Source organism: Vibrio sp. BS-M-Sm-2, assembly GCF_041504345.1.
Classification (GTDB): domain Bacteria; phylum Pseudomonadota; class Gammaproteobacteria; order Enterobacterales; family Vibrionaceae; genus Vibrio; species Vibrio satsumensis.
Map to the genome: position 1 here is coordinate 1,372,001 of NZ_CP167895.1, position 18,628 is coordinate 1,390,628.

The following is an 18,628-nucleotide window of genomic DNA, read 5'->3' on the forward strand; positions in this document are numbered from 1 at the left end:
GATGGTGTTTTACTTTTCAGTAATCGGCATCGCAATAAAGAATTGCGTGCCCTGGTGGTGGAATTGGTAGACACAAGGGATTTAAAATCCCTCGACGTTCGCGTTGTGCCGGTTCAAGTCCGGCCCGGGGCACCATCTATTTGATTGTTACCTCGCTTGGTATTAGTCAAAAGAGTTGTTCTCTTAAAACACTATTGAAGGCGCCTTGGCAGAGTGGCTATGCAGCGGATTGCAAATCCGTGGACCTCGGTTCGACTCCGGGAGGCGCCTCCATCACTTAAAGTTGAAAGGCCAGCAGAAATGCTGGCCTTTTTGCTATCTGAAATTCCATTTCCTAGCATTACTTCCAAATACCGATGTTTGACCTCTGTTCATTAGTGCCTCTAGGAACAAGACCTTGTCTGATGATTTTCTTTGTCGGTCTTTTCCTTGCGGAAATCTATCATTTACTAAACAACCACCAGCATATTTAAACTAATTGCGCTGTTTGTAAGTGGAATTAGTAGGGAATGGAAAAGGGCGCCTGTCCTTTGGGTCATTAAGTTCTTCATATTTATACATAGTTGCTCATGAACCTGTAATGCTTTCATGAGTTATTACAGTTCTTATGACTATAAATGAAAATGATTGTCATTTACTTACGTTGTTGCTAATCTATTATGAAACTTTACAACATCCTCTCTAGTGCAAGAAGGTGTATATAAAACCCCGCTAAACCCCATTAAGTCTACGGTTATTCGTTTGCTTAGCCTGATAATTAAGCAGATCTACCTCTTTTGTTCTACCCCTTTAGGGTAGTTTGTTTTCGTAATTGATTTACATCATATTTTCATTTTCTTTCATAATTCATTATTCGCTCAGTTAAGAAATATATAACCTTCAGGAATTCTTATGAGCAAGATGAAGCTAGTCGTAATCGGTAACGGGATGGTCGGCCATCGCTATATCGAAGATTTAGTCGAGAAGACAGATGTTGCAAACATGGACATCACCGTGTTCTGTGAAGAACCACGAGTAGCATATGACCGTGTGCACCTTTCTTCTTACTTTTCACACCACACTGCAGACGAACTTTCTTTAGTTAAAGAAGGCTTCTACGAGAAACACGGCATCAACATGCTGATCGGCGAACGTGCAATCAACGTTAACCGTGAAAAGAAAACAGTTTACTCAAGCACTGGTCGCGAAATTCAATACGACAAACTTGTTCTTGCTACCGGTTCTTTCCCGTTTGTACCGCCAATTAAAGGCCACGAAGGTAAAGACTGTTTCGTTTACCGCACAATCGAAGATTTGAAAGCGATTGAAGCTACGGCTAAAAACTCTAAGTCTGGTGTGGTTGTTGGTGGTGGTTTACTTGGTCTTGAAGCGGCAGGCGCACTAAAAGCACTTGGCGTGACAACTCACGTTGTTGAGTTTGCTCCTAAGTTAATGGCTGAGCAGCTTGATCAGGCGGGTGGTAATCAACTTCGTCAAAAAATCGAACGTATGGGCGTAAACGTACATACAAGTAAGAACACGCTTGAGATTGCTCCTGAAGGCACTGAAGCTCGTAACGTAATGCGTTTTGCAGACGGTACAGAGCTAGAAACTGATTTCATCGTATTCTCTGCTGGTATTCGCCCACAAGACAAACTTGCTCGTCAAATGGGTCTAGGTATTGCGCCTCGCGGTGGTATCGAGATTAACGACCACTGTCAAACGACTGATAAAGATATCTACGCTATCGGTGAGTGTGCGTCTTGGAACCAAACGTTTTACGGTCTTGTTGCTCCTGGTTATAAGATGGCGACCGTTGCTGTTGACCACGTTGTTGGTAACGAAAGCACATTTGAAGGTGCTGACATGTCTGCGAAGCTTAAGCTTCTAGGCGTGAAAGTAGGCTCTATCGGTGATGCGAACGGTCGTACTCCTGGCTGTAAGAGCTACGTTTACCAAAACGAAGAGCAAGAAGTTTACAAGCGTATCATCGTTTCTGAAGACAACAAGAAGCTTCTTGGTGCAGTAATGGTTGGTGATACATCTGACTACGGCGATCTTCTACAGCTTATGCTGAACGAAATCGACCTACCAGAACACCCAGATGCACTGATTCTTCCTGCGCACGCTGGTGCTGAAAAGCCAACACTTGGCGCAGACTCGCTTCCTGAATCTGCGGTTATCTGTTCTTGTTTCGATGTAACGAAAGGCAAGATCGCTCAAGCGGTTGCCGAAGGTCATCACACCATTGGTGATATCAAAGCGGTAACAGGCGCAGGTACTGGTTGTGGTGGTTGTATTCCACTAGTGACTTCAGTACTAAACGCTGAACTTGCTAAAGCTGGTGTTGAAGTGAAGAACGACGTGTGTGAACACTTTGCTTACTCTCGCCAAGAGCTTTTCCACCTGATTCGCATCGAAGAAATCAAAACGTTCGATGAGTTACTAGAGAAATACGGTAAAGGCTACGGCTGTGAAGTATGTAAGCCACTAGCGGGTTCTATCCTTGCTTCTTGCTGGGGTGAACACATCCTTAAGCCTGAACTAGTGAAACTGCACGATACCAACGATAACTTCCTAGGTAACATGCAAAAAGACGGTACTTACTCTGTAATCCCTCGTATGGCGGGTGGTGAAGTAACACCTCAAGCACTAAGCGTTCTTGCTGATGTTGCTGCAGAATACAACCTGTACACCAAGATCACGGGCGCACAACGTATCGGTCTGTTCGGTGCTCAGAAAGATGACTTACCAGCTATCTGGAAGAAGTTAATCGCTGCGGGTTACGAAACGGGTCAAGCTTACGCAAAAGCACTTCGTATGGCTAAGACATGTGTTGGTTCTACTTGGTGTCGTTACGGCGTTCAAGATTCAGTTGGCCTAGGCGTGATGATCGAGAACCGTTACAAAGGCATCCGTACTCCTCATAAGATGAAGTTTGGTGTGTCTGGTTGTACTCGTGAGTGTGCTGAAGCTCAAGGTAAAGATTTAGGTATCATCGCGACTGACGCGGGCTGGAACATGTATGTGTGTGGTAACGGTGGTATGAAACCTCGTCACGCAGACTTGCTTGCAAGCGACTTAGACCAAGAAACGCTGATCAAATACATCGACCGTTTCATGATGTTCTACATCCGCACGGCTGCTCCACTGCAACGTACTTCGGTATGGATGGACAACCTAGAAGGTGGTGTTGATTACCTACGTGAAGTGATTGTAGACAACAAGCTTGGCATCAATGACCAACTTGAAACTGACATTGCTGGCCTAGTGGATAACTTTGCTTGTGAGTGGACAGATACAATCAACGACGAAGTTCAACTTAAACGCTTTGCACACTTCATCAATGCTGATGACCGTGATGAAAACGTTGTGTTTGTTGAAGATGGCCGTGAACAACATCGTCCAGCGACATTCACAGAGAAACACCCTGAAGCGAAGGGCGATATCCTTCACGTTGAACTGGTTTAATTGGGAGACGACATCATGGCATTTACCAAAGTTTGTAAGATCGAAGATATTATCCCAGGTACAGGTGTTTGTGCATTGGTTGGTGGTGAGCAAGTAGCAGTCTTCCGCCCAACTAAGGCTGAAGAAGCATTCGCGATTAGCAACACCGACCCTTACTTCCAGTCTAACGTGTTATCACGTGGTCTGATTGTAGAGCACAAAGAAGAGCTTTGGGTGGCAAGCCCGCTTAAGAAGCAACGCTTTAACCTGACAACAGGTGCGTGCATGGAAGACGAGAACTTCAACGTGAAAGCGTACAAAGCTCGTGTTACCAAAGGTGCTGTAGAAATCTCTGCTTAATCTTTGGATGAGTAAGATTTGATAGTTCAAGGGTTCTAGTTTTCGATATTGCCTTAACTCGGCAACTAGAGCCTTTTCCTATCCAATTTTAACTTTTAAATTTAACTTTTAAGGACAACCTTATGTCTACTGATTTTAAACCGGCAGAATTCGTTCAAACTATGATCGATGTAGGTGAAGCTAAAACTAAAACGAGTACTCGTGATCTTCTGATCCGAAGCACTATGGCCGGTATCATCCTTTCTCTTGCGGTTGTTGTTGCTATCACAACTATCGTGCAAACAGGTATCGGTATTGTTGGCGCTCTTGTGTTCCCGGTTGGTTTTGTCATTCTAAGTGTAATGGGCTATGACCTAGTAACGGGTGTATTTGGTCTTGCGCCTTTAGCTAAATTTGACAACCGCCCAGGCATTACTTGGGGCCGTATCCTTCGTTGTTGGGGTATTGTTGGTCTTGGTAACCTTATCGGTTCTTTGATTGTTGCTTTCCTAGTTGCCGTTTCACTAACAGGTAACTTTTCTCTAGAGCCAAACGCTGTTGCGCAAAAGTTTATTGCAGTTTCTACAGGGCGTAGCCTAGGTTTTGAAAACATGGGTATGGACGGATGGATTACGTGTTTCGTACGCGGTATCTTCTGTAACCTAATGGTATGTCTAGGTGTGATTGGTAACATGACTGCACGTACTGTTGCTGGCCGTGTAGCGATGATGTGGTTCCCAATCTTCATCTTCTTCGCACTAGTATTTGAGCACACAGTAGTAAACATGTTCCTATTCCCACTGGGTATGATTCTTGGCGCTGATTTCGGTATCGCGACATGGTTGAACTTCAACCTTATCCCAACAATCCTAGGTAACATCGTGGGTGGTTTGTTCCTAACATGTGTTCCTTTGTTCCTAACACACGCTAGAACAGCTCCTTCTCTAGGCGCTAAGTAATTCTTTTGCTCTAGATTAATGAGCAAATGATGAAAAATGATAAGCCCCAAGCAGTTGGTTTGGGGCTTTTTTGATCTCAACAGTCTCTACTTGATCAAGGGCGCACTATCAATGAGCATTGTGAGCTTGTTAATGGTGCAAAAGTCAGCGTGTTCCAGCGTAATAGATTGTTTTGTTATATAAACTTCTATCTTGATTAGAATTAATCGTGAAGTTTTATGGCAACAACTGATAGTCTAAGAAGTAGGGATATTGGTGATTCATACAATGATGAATCGTCATACAGAATTAAGCTTGAAATATAACAAGCTAACTTTCGGAGCAAAGCATGTCAGAAGTATCGCCATCGAATGTTAAAACAGGAAACACAGGATTTGTTTCATTAGTAGGTGCAGGTCCGGGCGACCCAGACTTACTTACGTTAAAAGCGGCACGAGTGATTCAACAAGCAGACGTTTTGGTTTATGACCGCTTGGTATCAAAAGATATCTTGGCGATGGCTAACCCTGAAGCGGAAATGCTTTATGTAGGCAAAAAGCTTGATCATCACTGCGTACCGCAAGATCAGATCAACCAATTATTGGTCACCAAAGCGCAAGAGAATAAGCATGTAGTACGCCTAAAAGGTGGTGACTCGTTTATCTTTGGTCGCGGTGGTGAAGAGTGTGAAACTCTGGCTGAGAATGACGTTAGATTTGAAGTCATCCCAGGCATTACTGCAGCAGCTGGGGCAACTGCTTATGCCGGTATCCCTCTAACGCACCGTGACCACGCACAAAGCGTCCAGTTCATTACTGGTCACTTAAAGAAAGATGGCGAAGATATCGATTGGCGCTCTCTTGCGCAGCACAACCACACGATAGTGTTTTACATGGGGTTAAAAGAGAGCCCGAATATTCAGAAAAACTTGCTTGATAATGGTATGCGATCAGACATGCCTGTAGCGATTATCGAAAACGGTACTCGCCAAGAACAGAAGGTGTATCGAGGTGGATTGAGTGACTTAGCTAACCTTGCGAGTGTCGCGAAAAGCCCGGCTTTGATCGTTGTTGGCAGCGTGGCTCAGCTTCATGAAAAACTTGATTGGTTTAACAAGTAGCTTTCTCTTATTAAGTAACGCTGCCTTATTAAATAGCGTGAGTTTAGCAAACAGTGTTGGTAAGAACCAATAGCTTTAGCGTAACAAACTGTGTCTTACTTCAATCTGAAGATTAAATACTGCAGCGGCTGCCTTGTCGCTGCATTTCTTGCTGGCGCATGGGCATTTCGTCAATTATGTTGGTGATTAGGTTCCAATCTGTCTTACCATTCCATCTGTGCTTCTCTTTTCCGTCTTTACCGATCAATACCGCGGTGTGTGACCCTTTAGGGATCTCATAAACGCTGGTTACTGCCTCCAAGTTAAACTCTTCTTCTAACCAAGTGGGTACGGTGTAACCACTCTCTGCAATCACCATGATAACCACATCACGTTCGTCCAATTGGCAGTTGTTGATCAACACTTCGTTTAGAAACTCTTTGACTACAGAGTCTTCTGTTGGCGCGAAATATATGACGCTTCGGTGTGGGAGTGCTTTGGAGTGAGAGTACGCTGGGTAGGCGAGGGCTGAGTTAGTCGCCATACACATGATTAAGATAATGCTGATAGTAATTAGTTTAAGCAAACCAGTACCAACGCCAGATCCGAATGGTTGATCCACAGGCAGCACTGATTGGGTTGACTTGATGCTTAAGCACATTTCGCGTGTTTGTCGGTGTAGCATAACCAGCCTCCCTTAAATAACTTTAAGCCTTATCGTTATTTGAATGTGACTCGTCTGAAGTTCAGTCTTATTGAGCAACGAGTAAAGCCAACCGGCATACAATAAGCATAGTCAGATTTACGTTAAAGAGAGCGGATAGGTTCATTTTTATTGTCTAAAGCGACTCGCATTTTAGAAGTGAATAGAATAGGGTATACGGAAAATCTAAAGGTATGAATTTATGGAAAACATAGCAATTTTGGTCGACGTTCAGAACGTTTACTACACAACACGGGATAAATACCGTTCTAACTTTGACTATAACCAGTTTTGGTATGTTGCCACGGAAGGGCGTAATGTTGTTGCAGCTAATGCTTACGCAATCTCAAGCCAAGACCCAAAGCAGCGTCAATTTCATCACATCCTTCGTGGTGTGGGGTTTAATGTGAAGTTAAAGCCGTTTATTCAGCGTCGAGATGGTAGTGCAAAAGGCGACTGGGATGTGGGTATTGCGTTAGACGCGATAGAGCTTGCAGAGACGGTTGATACGATTGTTTTAGTATCAGGAGATGGTGATTTTGAAATTCTTGTAGAGCGAATCAAAGAGCGTTTTGGTAAACCTGTTGAAGTGTATGGTGTCCCGGGGTTAACCGCTCAAAATCTTATCGATTCTGCGTCAAAATTTGTACCGATCGAAAAAGATTTTCTTCTATAGAGGAAATCAGTCACTTTATAATTGAAATCAATAATAACGATAATTAGAATGCAAACAGTTCTTATTTATCGGTGTGTGCAATGTCTCGCGTTTTAGTTGTTGATGATGATATTCAGTTGTGTGAGTTACTGGGTGAAGTATTGGAAAATGAGGGGTATCACGTTGATACCGTTCATTGTGGTGAATCGGCTTTAGAGTTTATTCAGTCTCACCCTGTTGATTTGGTTTTACTCGATGTAATGCTTCCAAATCTAAGCGGTATTCAAGTAGCAAGACGTATTTGTCAGCGTTTTGCTACTCCCATTCTTATGCTAACCGCTCTTAATGACGATGCCTCAATGCTCGATGGCTATCAAGCTGGAGCCGACCAGTACATCGCTAAACCTTTTAATGTTCCTGAACTCTTAACCCGAATTAAGGTGATCTTGCGCCGAGTTGGGTTCGAGCGTCAGAGGCAATCTTTTGCTTCATCTAATCACGGCTTGTGTGAACAACTCTCCCGTTTACCTCTAACGGGGACTGAAAAGGACCTACTTGATTATCTGATCAAAAATGATGGTATCGTTGTATCCAAGTCTGATCTGCAGATACATGTCCTGAAGAAAGAGTTATGTCCTTTCGACCGTAACTTAGATATGCATATTAGCAATATACGCCGAAAATTGGTTCAGGCTGGCTTGTCGAAACAGCATATAAAAACCGTGCGTGGTAAAGGCTACAGTTACCTAGAGTCTGTCGGAGCATGAGTGCTAAGTTGGTACGCTGTCCGGAGTTCATTGCTAAACGTAAAGACGGGCTCACTTTCCAATTGTTTAGCTATCTCACGGTTATCTTAGTCAGTATCTTGATCCTTCAAGGCGTCGCTGAAAGAGCGTTGATGAAAGCTCTGCTAAAAGTCCCTGAGTCCGTTAAAGCTGAAATGTTGGATCTTGCTTATCAAGCGAATGTGTTGATCGAAGATGGAGACATGGATGAACTCGCGGATTGGGGTAATGCTCAACAGTATTATCTGTTCGTTATCGATGAAGATAATCGACCGATCACGCACCGTAACATGCATCCGCATTTTGAATTCAAATTGAAGTACTTGCGCAGCTTAGATCATCAACTGAGTGATCGTGTTAGTAAGCCTATATTCGGCCTACCTCTGAATAATGGCAACACGCTCGTAATTCAACTACCGCACCAGTTCCATCCGGCTAAATCCTTTGCTCCATACTCCTATATGATCAAAGCTTTGATTGCTCTAGTCGTATTATCGCTGTTCTCAATTATTATGGCGAAGAGCTTGCAACAACCGCTGGATAGATTGAGGGAGGCTAGCCGCAGACTTGCTCAAGGTGACTTTACTGTCAGTGTGGTTTCGGAGTTAAACTCCACGACGCGCGAGTTCAACGAACTAGCGCATGATTTTGATCATATGACATTTGAGATCAAGTCTCTGGCAGAAAAGCAGCGTCGACTGATTCGTGATGTATCACATGAGCTGAGAACACCATTAGCAAGGCAAAACCTCGCATTACACTTACTACGCAATAAGGTGGATGAGAAAAGCTTAGGATTGCTTGAACGGATGGAAAATGAGACAGAAGAGATGAATAAGCTGGTGGGTGAGATACTTGAGTTCAGCCGACTAGAAACGTCTCGCTACGACTCTAAGTTAACGCTAATGCATCTTGAGCACTACTGTTCGATGCTGATTGCCCAAATGCAAAGTGATTTAAAAACCAATCAAACTTTAATCGGAGATTTAGATACTCCGACTTCAATGGTAAATATTGATGAGCGACTGTTGCTAAGGGTTATCGGCAATTTGGTGGGTAACGCCATTAAATACGCTGGTGATAGTGCGCATGTTGTCGTCACTACATATGAACAGGTCATAGACAAACGTTACAGCGTCATATCTGTAGAAGATGACGGAGATGGTATTCCTGATAACAAAATAGCAGGGATTTTCGATCCCTTTACACGAATTGAGTCAGCCCGTGATAAACAGTCTGGTGGTTATGGTCTTGGGCTTGCGATTGTTAAAGAAGCAATGGGTGTGATGAATGGGCACGTTACTGCTGAGAATAGAGAAGGTGGGGGACTCAGGGTCAATCTTATGTTCCCAATCGACGATTAATTTAAGTACTTTTTCTAGAGATAGTTAATACCGAATACGAATTCAAAAAACGATACCCAATAAAAAACGCCACTGCATCTGCAGTGGCGTTTCTGTTTATGCGCTTTTTGTGAGTTAAGGTGTAGCCATTAATTACACCTTAGCTCGAAGGCAAGAGCGTCAGAGAAACTAGATTATGCCTGTTGGCGTGCTAGCTTAACTTCTTCTTCTTTCTCGCCAGCAGCTGGGTCGTTGAAGCGAGACTCATCAAGAGCACCTTCAGACTTCGCCACGATGATAGATACGGCACTATCACCTGTGATGTTTACAGCGGTACGAATCATATCAAGAAGGCGGTCAACACCCATGATTAGAGCGATACCTTCAAGCGGTAAACCAACTTGGTTCAATACCATCGCTAGCATAACAAGACCAACACCAGGAACACCTGCGGTACCTACAGACGCCAGTGTCGCCGTTAGGATAACCATCAGGTAATCGCCCATAGTCAGGTCGATGTTGTAAGCTTGTGCGATAAACGCAGTCGCAACACCTTGCATGATAGCAGTACCATCCATGTTCACAGTCGCACCTAGTGGTACTGTGAAAGACGCTACTTTGTTGTCTACGCCCATACGGTTCTTAGCCGTTTCCATGGTTACTGGAATCGTTGCGTTTGAAGATGCTGTTGAGAATGCAAACATGATTGCATCTTCCATCTTACGTAGGAATGTAATCGGACTAAGACCTGTGAATCCTTTAAGCATTGCGCTGTAAGTAACCAAACCGTGTAACAGTAGGGTACCTGCAAGTACTAAGAAGTATTCTGCTAGGTTCCAAATCGCACCCAAGCCAAGGCCAGAAAACAGTTTCGCCATTAAGAAGAATACGCCGTAAGGAGCAAGGTTCATTAGTAGCGCAACTAGCTTCATGATCACTTCGTTAAGATCAGAGAAAACTGCAGCGATACGTTCACCGGGTTTGCCCGCTGCACTGATTGCGATACCAAACAACACTGCAAATACGATAACTTGTAACGTTTTGCCCTCAGCCATCGCCTGAATAGGGTTGGTTGGGAACATGTCGATGATTACTTGGCCCAAAGAAGGGGCATCTGCTGATTTGAAAGAGCTCGCAGCAGTAAGATCCGCACCAGCTCCAGGTTGGAACAGGTTACCGATAGTGAGTGCTAGAGTGATAGCAACGGCTGTAGTACCGATATAAAGTGCAAGCGTTTTGCCACCCATACGGCCAAGAGTTGATAAGTCTTTAAGAGAACTTGTACCGCACACCAGTGAAACGAAGACTAGTGGCACAACAAGCATTTTTAAACTGGCGACAAAGATTTGCCCGCCTACTTCAAAGAATCCGTTAACGATGTAGTTATTAACAAATCCGCTGTCTGCAAAAAGGGATTGAATGGCAAATCCCGTTAATATACCTACGACCATACCGAGGATTACTCGACCGGTCAGAGACATAGGTTTCTTGGTATTCATTTAGAACACTCCTTATTATTTATAACTTTGATACCTTTTCAAAGTGAGCAGGAGATTAGCAGTCGGTTGTTAAAATCGAAAAACAAAAAATGAGTTTGAAATTATAGATGTGATCATAATCACTGATATTTGTGTCAATTAAACAAAATTGAACAATATAATTCACCATAATTTTACATCTATCGAGGGTTTTATACATAAAGTTGTCATTTCAAAGGTAGTAAATAAGAAGAGATGAATTTCTTATTGATCTTCGCGTCTTAAATTGACCCGGCCAATAACGCCGTTTCAAAAAAACTGGATAGTGACAACCATTTTTTAGCGTAAATGCTCTCTAAATATCTGTATTGAATTGGTTTTGCTTAATATCATAAAAACAAGTCATCAATACGCCTTTACAAAACTTTACGAATGCAAAGAATGTAAATTTAATGCAAATGGTAATAATTATCACTTATATTCACTCCCGAAATAATTCAGTGGTACCGGAAACGGTTCAACGAACACATCGAATAAATAACAAGGTGTTCGGATAAAGAATAAAAGCGGAGTAAAGGACATGTTTTCAAAGAGCCCATTGGCTTTAGTGATCGGTGCAGTATTAGCTTCACCAGCAGTATTGGCAGAAACAGTAAAAACAGACGAGCATATGGTTGTTGAAGGTCGTGACTACGGTTACAAAGCCGACACGAACACAACAGCAATGCGCATGGAGGCGACTCAATTAGAGACTCCGGGACAAGTTTCAGTAATCGATGAGCAAATCATCGATGAACAGCGTGCAACGACGTTAGGTGACGTTCTTAAGAATGACGCAAGTGTAAGTGCGGGTGGTACAAGCCGTAACCGTGAGCGTTTCTCATTACGTGGTTTTTCGGTAGAAAGCTCTTCGGGCTTCCTTAAAAATGGCCAGCAACATTGGTCACACTACCGTCAACCAATCGAACTTCTAGAACGTGTTGAAGTACTTAAAGGACCTTCTGGTCTTCTTTACGGTATTTCTGCACCTGGTGGTTTGATCAACATGGTCAGTAAGAAACCTACTTACGACACGCAAGTAAGCTTAAGCCAAGACATTGGCTCGAATGATCACTCTCGTACGACTGTTGATGTAAGTGGCGCATTGAACGACGCGGAAACTTTACGTGGTCGCGCAATTGTGTCTAAAGAAAGCTACGGATCTTGGAGAACATACGGTGACGGTACCGAACCACAGACTGAGCGTTTTGTTGGCGGTGTATTCGTTGATTACGATGTAACTGAAGACGTAATGGTTTCTGTTCACTACGACAAGACCAATGACGAAGGTAGCGTAGATTCTGGTGCACTATACACACTAGATGGCAACCGCGTGGGTAGCGACAAGCACATCTGGGATGCGCAGTGGTCACAGATTGAAAACGATGTTGAGAACGTAGGCTTTGATATTGCTGCTAACCTGACTGACACATGGTCTTTAAAAACAGGTTTCAACTACCAAGATTTCGAACGTATCGATATGGAAAGCTACCCAAGCTTTTCAAACATGAATCCTGACGGTACAGGCACCGTGACTCAAGGCGGCAACTACCGTCACGACAAATGGCGTTTCAGAACAGCTTATGTCGATCTAACAACAACCGCTGATCTTGCTGGCACAGAGCACCAACTATTATTCGGCGCTAACTGGTTAGGCTACAGCTATTATCGTGGTATGGATCGCTTCAGCAGCGGTGAATACGCACCAGATGCAACGGTACCAGCACCGTCAGTGGGTCCAACATCGCTAGGTAAGATGAGCACTTACGATACTTGGGGTTTCTACATTCAAGATCTGATTACTATCAATGACGAATGGCAAGTTCTTGCGGGCGCTCGTTTCGACCGTAAAGTAAGTGATGGCGTTGCAGAAGAAAACGTAGCACCTAAGCTTGGCGTGATTTACCACCCAGCATCAAACGGTAGCATTTACGCTTCTTACTCTGAAAGCTTTGAACCACAAGGCGTTGTCTCTAGCGGTAGCCGCAATTACACGAACGATGGTGAACTTCTTGATGCCGCGACGGGTGTTTCTTATGAAGTCGGTACTAAGTGGGAACTGATGGACGAACGTCTATTCGTTTCTGGTGCGGTATTTGATATTACCCAAGAAAACATCTCAATGGATGTAGAAGACACTTCATCAGGCGATTGGACGAAGACACAAGGTGGCGAACAAGTTCACCGTGGTGCTGAGTTAGCCGCGCAAGGTTTTATCTCTGAAAAATTCTCTATGTCTGGCTCAGCAATGTACTTAGATGCAGAAATCACGAACCATGAAACGTATGAAGGTAACCGTCCAGTTGACGTACCTGAGTTTGCAGCAAGCGTTTGGTCTACTTACGCAGCGACAAACGAAGTTGATGTTAACCTAGGCCTTATCTACGAGGGTTCTCGTTACGGTGATAGTGCGAACACGTTCAAGAAAGATGGCTATGCTCGTGTCGATATGGGTGCAGCATACACTCTTAAGTACGACGACTCTCTAGACTTCGTTGCTCGTCTAACAGTAGAGAACGTATTTGACAAAGAATACCTAGCGGGTGGTGGTTCAACTTCTTCAAAACACCAATTTGCAGAAGACGTAGTAATCGGCGAAGGCCGCAACTACATGGCGACTTTACAGGTAAAATACTAATTTGTTAGTAGGGTACTATTGTTAGCTTAAATATAGAGGGGAAGGTTTCGACTTTCCCCTTTCGTGATTCTGCTATTTCTTAAAATATCCCTAGCTATGTGAGTGGTTTTTAATGATAATGAGACCGCTTATCAATAAAACTCATTTGACCTTCTTCTTATAGTAAATGACTACAATTATGAATCTTTTAAAAACTAGCCTAGCGCTTGCCATCAGTTTGGCCGCAACGTCTTCTATGGCAAATAGCTTAGAACAAGCTCAATCAATTCAAAATAAAACCAATAACGCGTCGGCTTCGAGCCAAAAGGTTATTGATAAAAGCTCACAAGCAACTTTAATGCTGCAAGCTGAGATTGAGCGCCTGCAAGAAGAAGTCAAAAACCTAGAAATCTATCACGATCACCTTGCCGCCTTGGTTTACAGCCAAAATCAAGAAGCTCAAAGCATTGAAGGGCAGATCGACGAAATCAAATACACACGTCAAGGTGTTGTGCCTTTGATGTACCAGATGATTGATGGCCTTCAACAGTTAGTTGAGCAAGATGTGCCAATCAAGAAAGAACAGCGTCTAGAAAGAGTAGAAAAGCTGCAAGCAATGATGACTCGTGCTGATGTGAGTGATGCTGAGAAATACCGCCGTATTTTAGAGGCATACCAAATTGAGATGGACTACGGCATCAAGCTAGGTGCTTATCAAGGTCGAGTAGTATTGAGCAGCGACAGAACGATTGAAGCTGACGTGTTGCACCTAGGTCGTATCTCTTTAGTTGCTCGCAACCTAAATGGCAGCCAATATTGGTCTTGGGATCAAACAAAAGGTCAATGGCAAGAGTTAGATTCTTCAATGAAGTCTGAACTAGATAAAGCGTACGATATTGCTAGCCAACAAGCGGCACCAAGCCTAATTACTTTACCTGTTTCTTTAACTGTTGCGGAGGTTAAGTAATGAACTTAAAACCATTAGCAGCATTGCTTTGCATTACGTCCATTTCATTTTCTGCTTTCTCTGCATCAGACACGACAGCTCAGCTTGTTAATAAAGCAAAATCAGAAAGCCGAACTCAAGCTTCTCACAACGTGGTGCGTGAAGCTGATTTCAAAAAGACAGAACAAGAACTGAAAGCGATCAAAGCGCAGCTTGAAGCGAAACGTACCTCTATCCAAGGTGCGACAGATGTTCTGACTCAAACCTTCAGTGATAACGAAAACAAGCTTGCTCGCTTAGAAGAGAAGCTGCGTTTAGAAACCGGTAGCTTAGGCGAGCTGTTCGGTGTCGTTCGTCAAAACGCAAAAGAACTCGGCGCAGAACTTAGCTCAACCGTGAACAGTGTTGATCGCGCTGAACACACTGCAACTGTTGATCAAATCATTGATGCTAAATCACTGCCTTCAATGCCACAGCTGACCGGTTTGTGGATGAGTATGGTTGAACAGATCCAAGCGAGCTCTGAGCTTAGCAAATCTCAAATTGCATTCATCAATGGTGAAGGCAATACACAAACTGTCGACGCTTATCGCTTAGGTTCAATCGGCTTAGTAACAGACCAAGGCTATGTTAGCTGGAACACTCAGCGTGAAGATGCGATTGCGTATCTGAAACAACCATCGAATGGTCCAACTTTAGCATCGCTATCTACATTAGCTAATGGCGACGTGTCTAACGTGGTTGTCGATCCTTCTCGTGGGTTCATGCTAGAGCAACTAGCGCTAACACCAAGCCTCACAGATCGCCTTCAAGCGGGTGGTGTTGTTGGTAAAGTGATTCTTGGCTTGCTTGCAATTGGCTTAATCATCGCATTGGTTCGTGGTATTTCTTTAGCTATCGCTCGTCAGAAAATTCGCGCACAACTGAAGAACCCTGAACAAGCGGGCGACAACCCTCTTGGTCGCGTTCTTGCAGTTTACAACAAAGAGCAAAACCAAACGGTAGAAGCGTTAGAGTTGCGACTTTTAGAAGCGATTGTTGATGAGCAGACTCATTTAGAGAAAGGCCTATCAATGCTTAAACTATTGGCAGCACTAGCACCAATGTTGGGCCTTCTAGGTACAGTAACGGGTATGATCGAAACATTCCAAGTGATCACACAGTTTGGTAATGGCGACCCTAAAGTGATGGCGGGTGGTATTTCGATGGCACTTGTAACAACCGTACTTGGTCTTGTTGCTGCAATGCCCCTTCTATTAGCGCATAACATTCTTAGCACTCAGGCTGAAAACATTCGCAATATTCTTGAGAAACAAGGTATTGGCCTCGTTGCTGAGCAGGCAGAAAAGACGGATGAATCAAAAGTTGTCGTTTCACCAGTTGGGACTGCTGCGTAATGGATATTCTGTCGGGTTCTCTATTACCAGCGAGTTGGTTAACGAGTGACTGGCTGCTGTCTTTATCAAGCTTTATGGAGCAGGGCGGTTTCGTCCTGTGGTGGCTAGCAGCTGTTGTCCTAGTTTACTGGGTGCTTGTAGTAGAACGTATGCTTTATCTTGCGTTCTACTTTCCAAAGCAGCGCCAAGCTTGGATTACTAAGTGGCATGAAAGAGAAGATCACTCTTCTTGGCATGCTAAGGCCATTCGTGAAGGTTGGTTAGGGCAAGCGAGTATCTTACTTAACCAAAACTTGAACTTTATTAAGCTGTTAGTCGCTATTTGTCCGATGTTGGGTTTGCTAGGTACCGTTACCGGTATGATCTCTGTTTTTGATGTCATGGCGACACAAGGTAGCAGTGACCCTAAATTGATGGCTTCAGGTATCTCGTTGGCAACACTGCCAACCATGGCGGGTATGGTTGCAGCATTAGCGGGCATGTTTGTTCACGCTCGTTTGGCGAAAGTGTGTAACCGCTTAGAATTGAAATTAGAAAAATCTTTAAGGAGTCAACGATGAGACTCGGTCGACGTCATTCAAAAAACGAAGAGGCTCAAATAGACCTTACTTCGATGCTTGATATTGTATTTATCATGCTTATTTTCTTTATTGTGACCAGTTCATTTGTTCGTGAATCAGGGGTTGAAGTCAATCGCCCACAAGCGTCTAACGTAGTAAGCCAAAAGGATGCGGGCATTTTTGTTGCGATTACTTCTGCGAATGACATCTTCATCGATAAACGTGTTGTTGATGTTGAACGTGTCCAAGCAACATTAGAACACTTGTTGCTAGAACAACCTGATGCTTCTTTGGTTATTCAAGCGGATGAGCACGCTTACAACGGTACGGTTGTTAAAGTGATGGACGCCGCGAAAGGTGCGGGTGTTAAAAACATTGCGCTTGCTGCTGAAAAGCGATGATCTTGGAGGATCTTCATAAATGATTCGCCTATTTCTTGCTTTACCGCTAGCGGGCGCATTGGGCTTAGCTCTGTTTTCTTTTATGGCTTGGATGGTCGATAATGGCCACCAACGTTCACCAGACAACAGTGAGACGTTAAGTTTCAACATGGTGATGGTGGAACAAGAACAAGAAGTCCAAAGAAAGCAACGTGCAGTCCCTGAAAAACCAGAAATGCCAGAGCCGCCACCGGAAGCGCAAACATCTCAGTCACAAGCTGAAGTTACGCCTCTGAATTCGATGTCTTCTCTGCCTTCATTGGATTTGAATACATCCATTGATGGCCTAGCGATTAACGCACCGACATTCTCTGATTTTGGGTCAAACCAACAAGCAATGCCTTTGTACCGAGTGGAGCCTCGTTACCCAGCGAAAGCGCTTAAGCGTGGAGCTGAAGGCCATGTGATTATGTCTTTTACCATCGATGAAACGGGGCGCCCAATTGATATTCAAGTCACTGACGCAAACCCACGTCGTATGTTTGAACGTGAAGCGATGAGAGCACTTAAAAAATGGAAATATCAACCGAAAGTCGTCGATGGAAAAGCGATAGCTCAGGTTGGTCAAACCGTGAAACTAGAGTTTAAGTTGGCAAAATGATGAAACAGATATGGATATTAGTGGGCTTGTTGTTAATGCCCCTTACAACACAGGCACAAGAGCTAACCCAATATACTGCTATTCGTGTTCAAAAGGCGCATAAGCTTGCTCAAGATGAACAGGTTAAACAGGCCATTGACGTACTTGCAGGTTTAGAGCTTTCTAAGGGCTACGACAAAGCGTACGTAGCTCGTATGCTGGGTGTGTTTTACTGGCAAGATGGCAAAACGGATAAGGCAATTAAGCAGCTTACTTATGCCGTAGACACTAATTTGCTGGTGGATGAACAAGCTTGGATAACGAAGCGTATGCTTGCGGATCTGTTATTAAACGATCAGCAGTTCAAAAACGCGCTTCCACATTACTACGAGTTAGTAAAAACAGCACCAGAGGCAGAAAAGAAAGAAGTGCTTTGGATGCGAATTGCACAAGCGGAATACCAAATCGAAAACTGGTCAAAAGTACTAGTAGCGATTGGTAATCGTGATAAGTTCAATGCAAAATCAGAACTGTCGCCTCTGTCTCTAAAACTGGGTGCGCAACTACAGTTAAAGCAGTGGAAGCAATCTATTCCAACACTGGAAAGCCTGATTGAACTTCAGCCAGAAAAAGACAACTGGTGGCGTCAACTTGTGGGCATTCAGTTAAGACTAGAACGTAACCGCGATGCATTGAACACGTTAGCGTTGGCGGATCTACAAGGTGTTGAGCTGAAAAACTCAGACCGCCGACTACTGGCTCAGCTTTATGCTAAACGTGGTATTCCAGAGCGCGCAGCGCAAGAAATTAGTAAGTTAGACGATGCGAACAGCGATGTTCAACTTCTGGCTGAGCAAGCAACCTACTGGCAGTTAGCGAAAGAGTGGGACAATGCGATTGAAGTGTGGACGTTAGCGTCTAAAAAAGACACGCAATATCATTGGAACGTGGCTCAATTACTGGTTCAGCAAGGTTACTACGATCGTGCTCTGGTTGTTTTGGATAAAGTGAAAGACAAGAACAAGCAAGCTGATGTTGCTTTAGCGAAAGTACGTTCATGGTACAAGCTAAAGAATCTTGATAATGCTCTTGCTCAAGCGAAACGTGCGAACAACATTGAGCCTTCTTCTGAAGCAAAAGGTTGGATTAAATATCTGACTCAGCTAAGAACAGTGAGTGATAACGGCAACGTTTAACTGCTAATAGCACAACAGAAGACAAGAGAAAGTAACAAAGAGAAAAGGGTGTCATTTGATGGTTCAAATGACACCCTTTTTAAT

Annotated in this window: 16 protein-coding genes and 2 tRNA genes; 16 read left to right on the plus strand and 2 right to left on the minus strand. The window is 43.8% G+C overall.

Translation table 11 applies throughout. The annotated features are described in order from the left end of the window. Nucleotides 1-48: 48 nt before the first annotated feature. From AB8613_RS22040 to cobA, 6 genes are all read left to right on the plus strand, one after another. Nucleotides 49-135, plus strand: a tRNA-Leu gene (locus tag AB8613_RS22040). Between the two features lie 64 nt (nt 136-199). Continuing rightward, nucleotides 200-273, plus strand: a tRNA-Cys gene (locus AB8613_RS22045). Nucleotides 274-891: 618 nt separating this feature from the next. Continuing rightward, complete coding sequence (gene nirB, locus AB8613_RS22050; RefSeq protein WP_372385038.1) at nt 892-3,450, plus strand: nitrite reductase large subunit NirB; 2,559 nt, start codon at nt 892-894, stop codon at nt 3,448-3,450. 15 nt (nt 3,451-3,465) lie between these two features. Further along, the gene (gene nirD, locus AB8613_RS22055; RefSeq protein ID WP_372385039.1) at nt 3,466-3,789 is read left to right on the plus strand and encodes a nitrite reductase small subunit NirD; all 324 of its coding nucleotides are present in this window, start codon (nt 3,466-3,468) and stop codon (nt 3,787-3,789) included. Nucleotides 3,790-3,911: 122 nt separating this feature from the next. After that, entirely contained in the window at nt 3,912-4,727 is an 816-nt protein-coding gene (locus AB8613_RS22060) for a formate/nitrite transporter family protein (protein WP_061016882.1), read from the plus strand. Between the two features lie 328 nt (nt 4,728-5,055). Continuing rightward, the gene (gene cobA, locus AB8613_RS22065) at nt 5,056-5,826 is read left to right on the plus strand and encodes a uroporphyrinogen-III C-methyltransferase (protein WP_146490404.1); all 771 of its coding nucleotides are present in this window, start codon (nt 5,056-5,058) and stop codon (nt 5,824-5,826) included. Between the two features lie 112 nt (nt 5,827-5,938). On the opposite strand, the gene AB8613_RS22070 is transcribed toward cobA, so the two are convergent. After that, entirely contained in the window at nt 5,939-6,490 is a 552-nt protein-coding gene (locus tag AB8613_RS22070; RefSeq protein ID WP_372385040.1) for a DUF4174 domain-containing protein, read from the minus strand. Between the two features lie 220 nt (nt 6,491-6,710). Here AB8613_RS22070 and AB8613_RS22075 point away from each other — a divergent pair, with 220 nt between their 5' ends. The 3 genes from AB8613_RS22075 to AB8613_RS22085 all read left to right on the plus strand — a co-directional run bounded on the left by AB8613_RS22075 (nt 6,711) and on the right by AB8613_RS22085 (nt 9,312). Then, complete coding sequence (locus AB8613_RS22075) at nt 6,711-7,184, plus strand: NYN domain-containing protein (RefSeq protein WP_004731130.1); 474 nt, start codon at nt 6,711-6,713, stop codon at nt 7,182-7,184. Between the two features lie 80 nt (nt 7,185-7,264). Next, nucleotides 7,265-7,930, plus strand: coding sequence for a response regulator transcription factor (locus AB8613_RS22080; protein WP_060981260.1), 666 nt, complete (start codon nt 7,265-7,267; stop codon nt 7,928-7,930). Next, on the plus strand, nt 7,927-9,312 hold the full coding sequence (locus AB8613_RS22085; RefSeq protein WP_372385041.1) for a histidine kinase sensor domain-containing protein: 1,386 nt from the start codon (nt 7,927-7,929) through the stop codon (nt 9,310-9,312). Before AB8613_RS22080 ends, AB8613_RS22085 begins: the two co-directional genes overlap by 4 nt. 173 nt (nt 9,313-9,485) lie before the next feature. Here the strand turns inward: AB8613_RS22085 and AB8613_RS22090 are convergent, their stop codons facing one another. After that, nucleotides 9,486-10,790, minus strand: a complete 1,305-nt coding sequence (locus tag AB8613_RS22090) for a dicarboxylate/amino acid:cation symporter (RefSeq protein ID WP_146490407.1) — start codon at nt 10,788-10,790, stop codon at nt 9,486-9,488. A 559-nt stretch (nt 10,791-11,349) separates the two neighbouring features. Here AB8613_RS22090 and AB8613_RS22095 point away from each other — a divergent pair. The 7 genes from AB8613_RS22095 to AB8613_RS22125 all read left to right on the plus strand — a co-directional run bounded on the left by AB8613_RS22095 (nt 11,350) and on the right by AB8613_RS22125 (nt 18,544). Continuing rightward, the gene (locus AB8613_RS22095; RefSeq protein ID WP_146490408.1) at nt 11,350-13,446 is read left to right on the plus strand and encodes a TonB-dependent siderophore receptor; all 2,097 of its coding nucleotides are present in this window, start codon (nt 11,350-11,352) and stop codon (nt 13,444-13,446) included. 178 nt (nt 13,447-13,624) lie between these two features. Next, a complete protein-coding gene (locus AB8613_RS22100; protein WP_146490409.1) occupies nt 13,625-14,392 on the plus strand; it encodes a DUF3450 domain-containing protein in 768 nt (255 codons plus the stop codon). Beyond that, on the plus strand, nt 14,392-15,768 hold the full coding sequence (locus tag AB8613_RS22105; RefSeq protein ID WP_372385042.1) for a MotA/TolQ/ExbB proton channel family protein: 1,377 nt from the start codon (nt 14,392-14,394) through the stop codon (nt 15,766-15,768). The genes AB8613_RS22100 and AB8613_RS22105 overlap by 1 nt, the downstream gene beginning before the upstream one ends. Beyond that, nucleotides 15,768-16,328 (plus strand): MotA/TolQ/ExbB proton channel family protein, encoded by a 561-nt coding sequence (locus tag AB8613_RS22110; RefSeq protein WP_146490411.1) that lies wholly within the window; start codon nt 15,768-15,770, stop codon nt 16,326-16,328. The genes AB8613_RS22105 and AB8613_RS22110 overlap by 1 nt, the downstream gene beginning before the upstream one ends. Then, nucleotides 16,325-16,729 carry a biopolymer transporter ExbD gene (locus AB8613_RS22115; protein ID WP_004731145.1) on the plus strand — a complete coding sequence of 135 codons (405 nt, stop codon included), beginning with the start codon at nt 16,325-16,327 and terminating at the stop codon, nt 16,727-16,729. The genes AB8613_RS22110 and AB8613_RS22115 overlap by 4 nt, the downstream gene beginning before the upstream one ends. 19 nt (nt 16,730-16,748) lie before the next feature. Continuing rightward, nucleotides 16,749-17,369 (plus strand): energy transducer TonB, encoded by a 621-nt coding sequence (locus AB8613_RS22120; RefSeq protein ID WP_372385043.1) that lies wholly within the window; start codon nt 16,749-16,751, stop codon nt 17,367-17,369. Then, nucleotides 17,366-18,544, plus strand: coding sequence for a tetratricopeptide repeat protein (locus AB8613_RS22125; protein ID WP_371714515.1), 1,179 nt, complete (start codon nt 17,366-17,368; stop codon nt 18,542-18,544). Before AB8613_RS22120 ends, AB8613_RS22125 begins: the two co-directional genes overlap by 4 nt. The last annotated feature ends 84 nt before the right edge of the window (nt 18,545-18,628 follow it).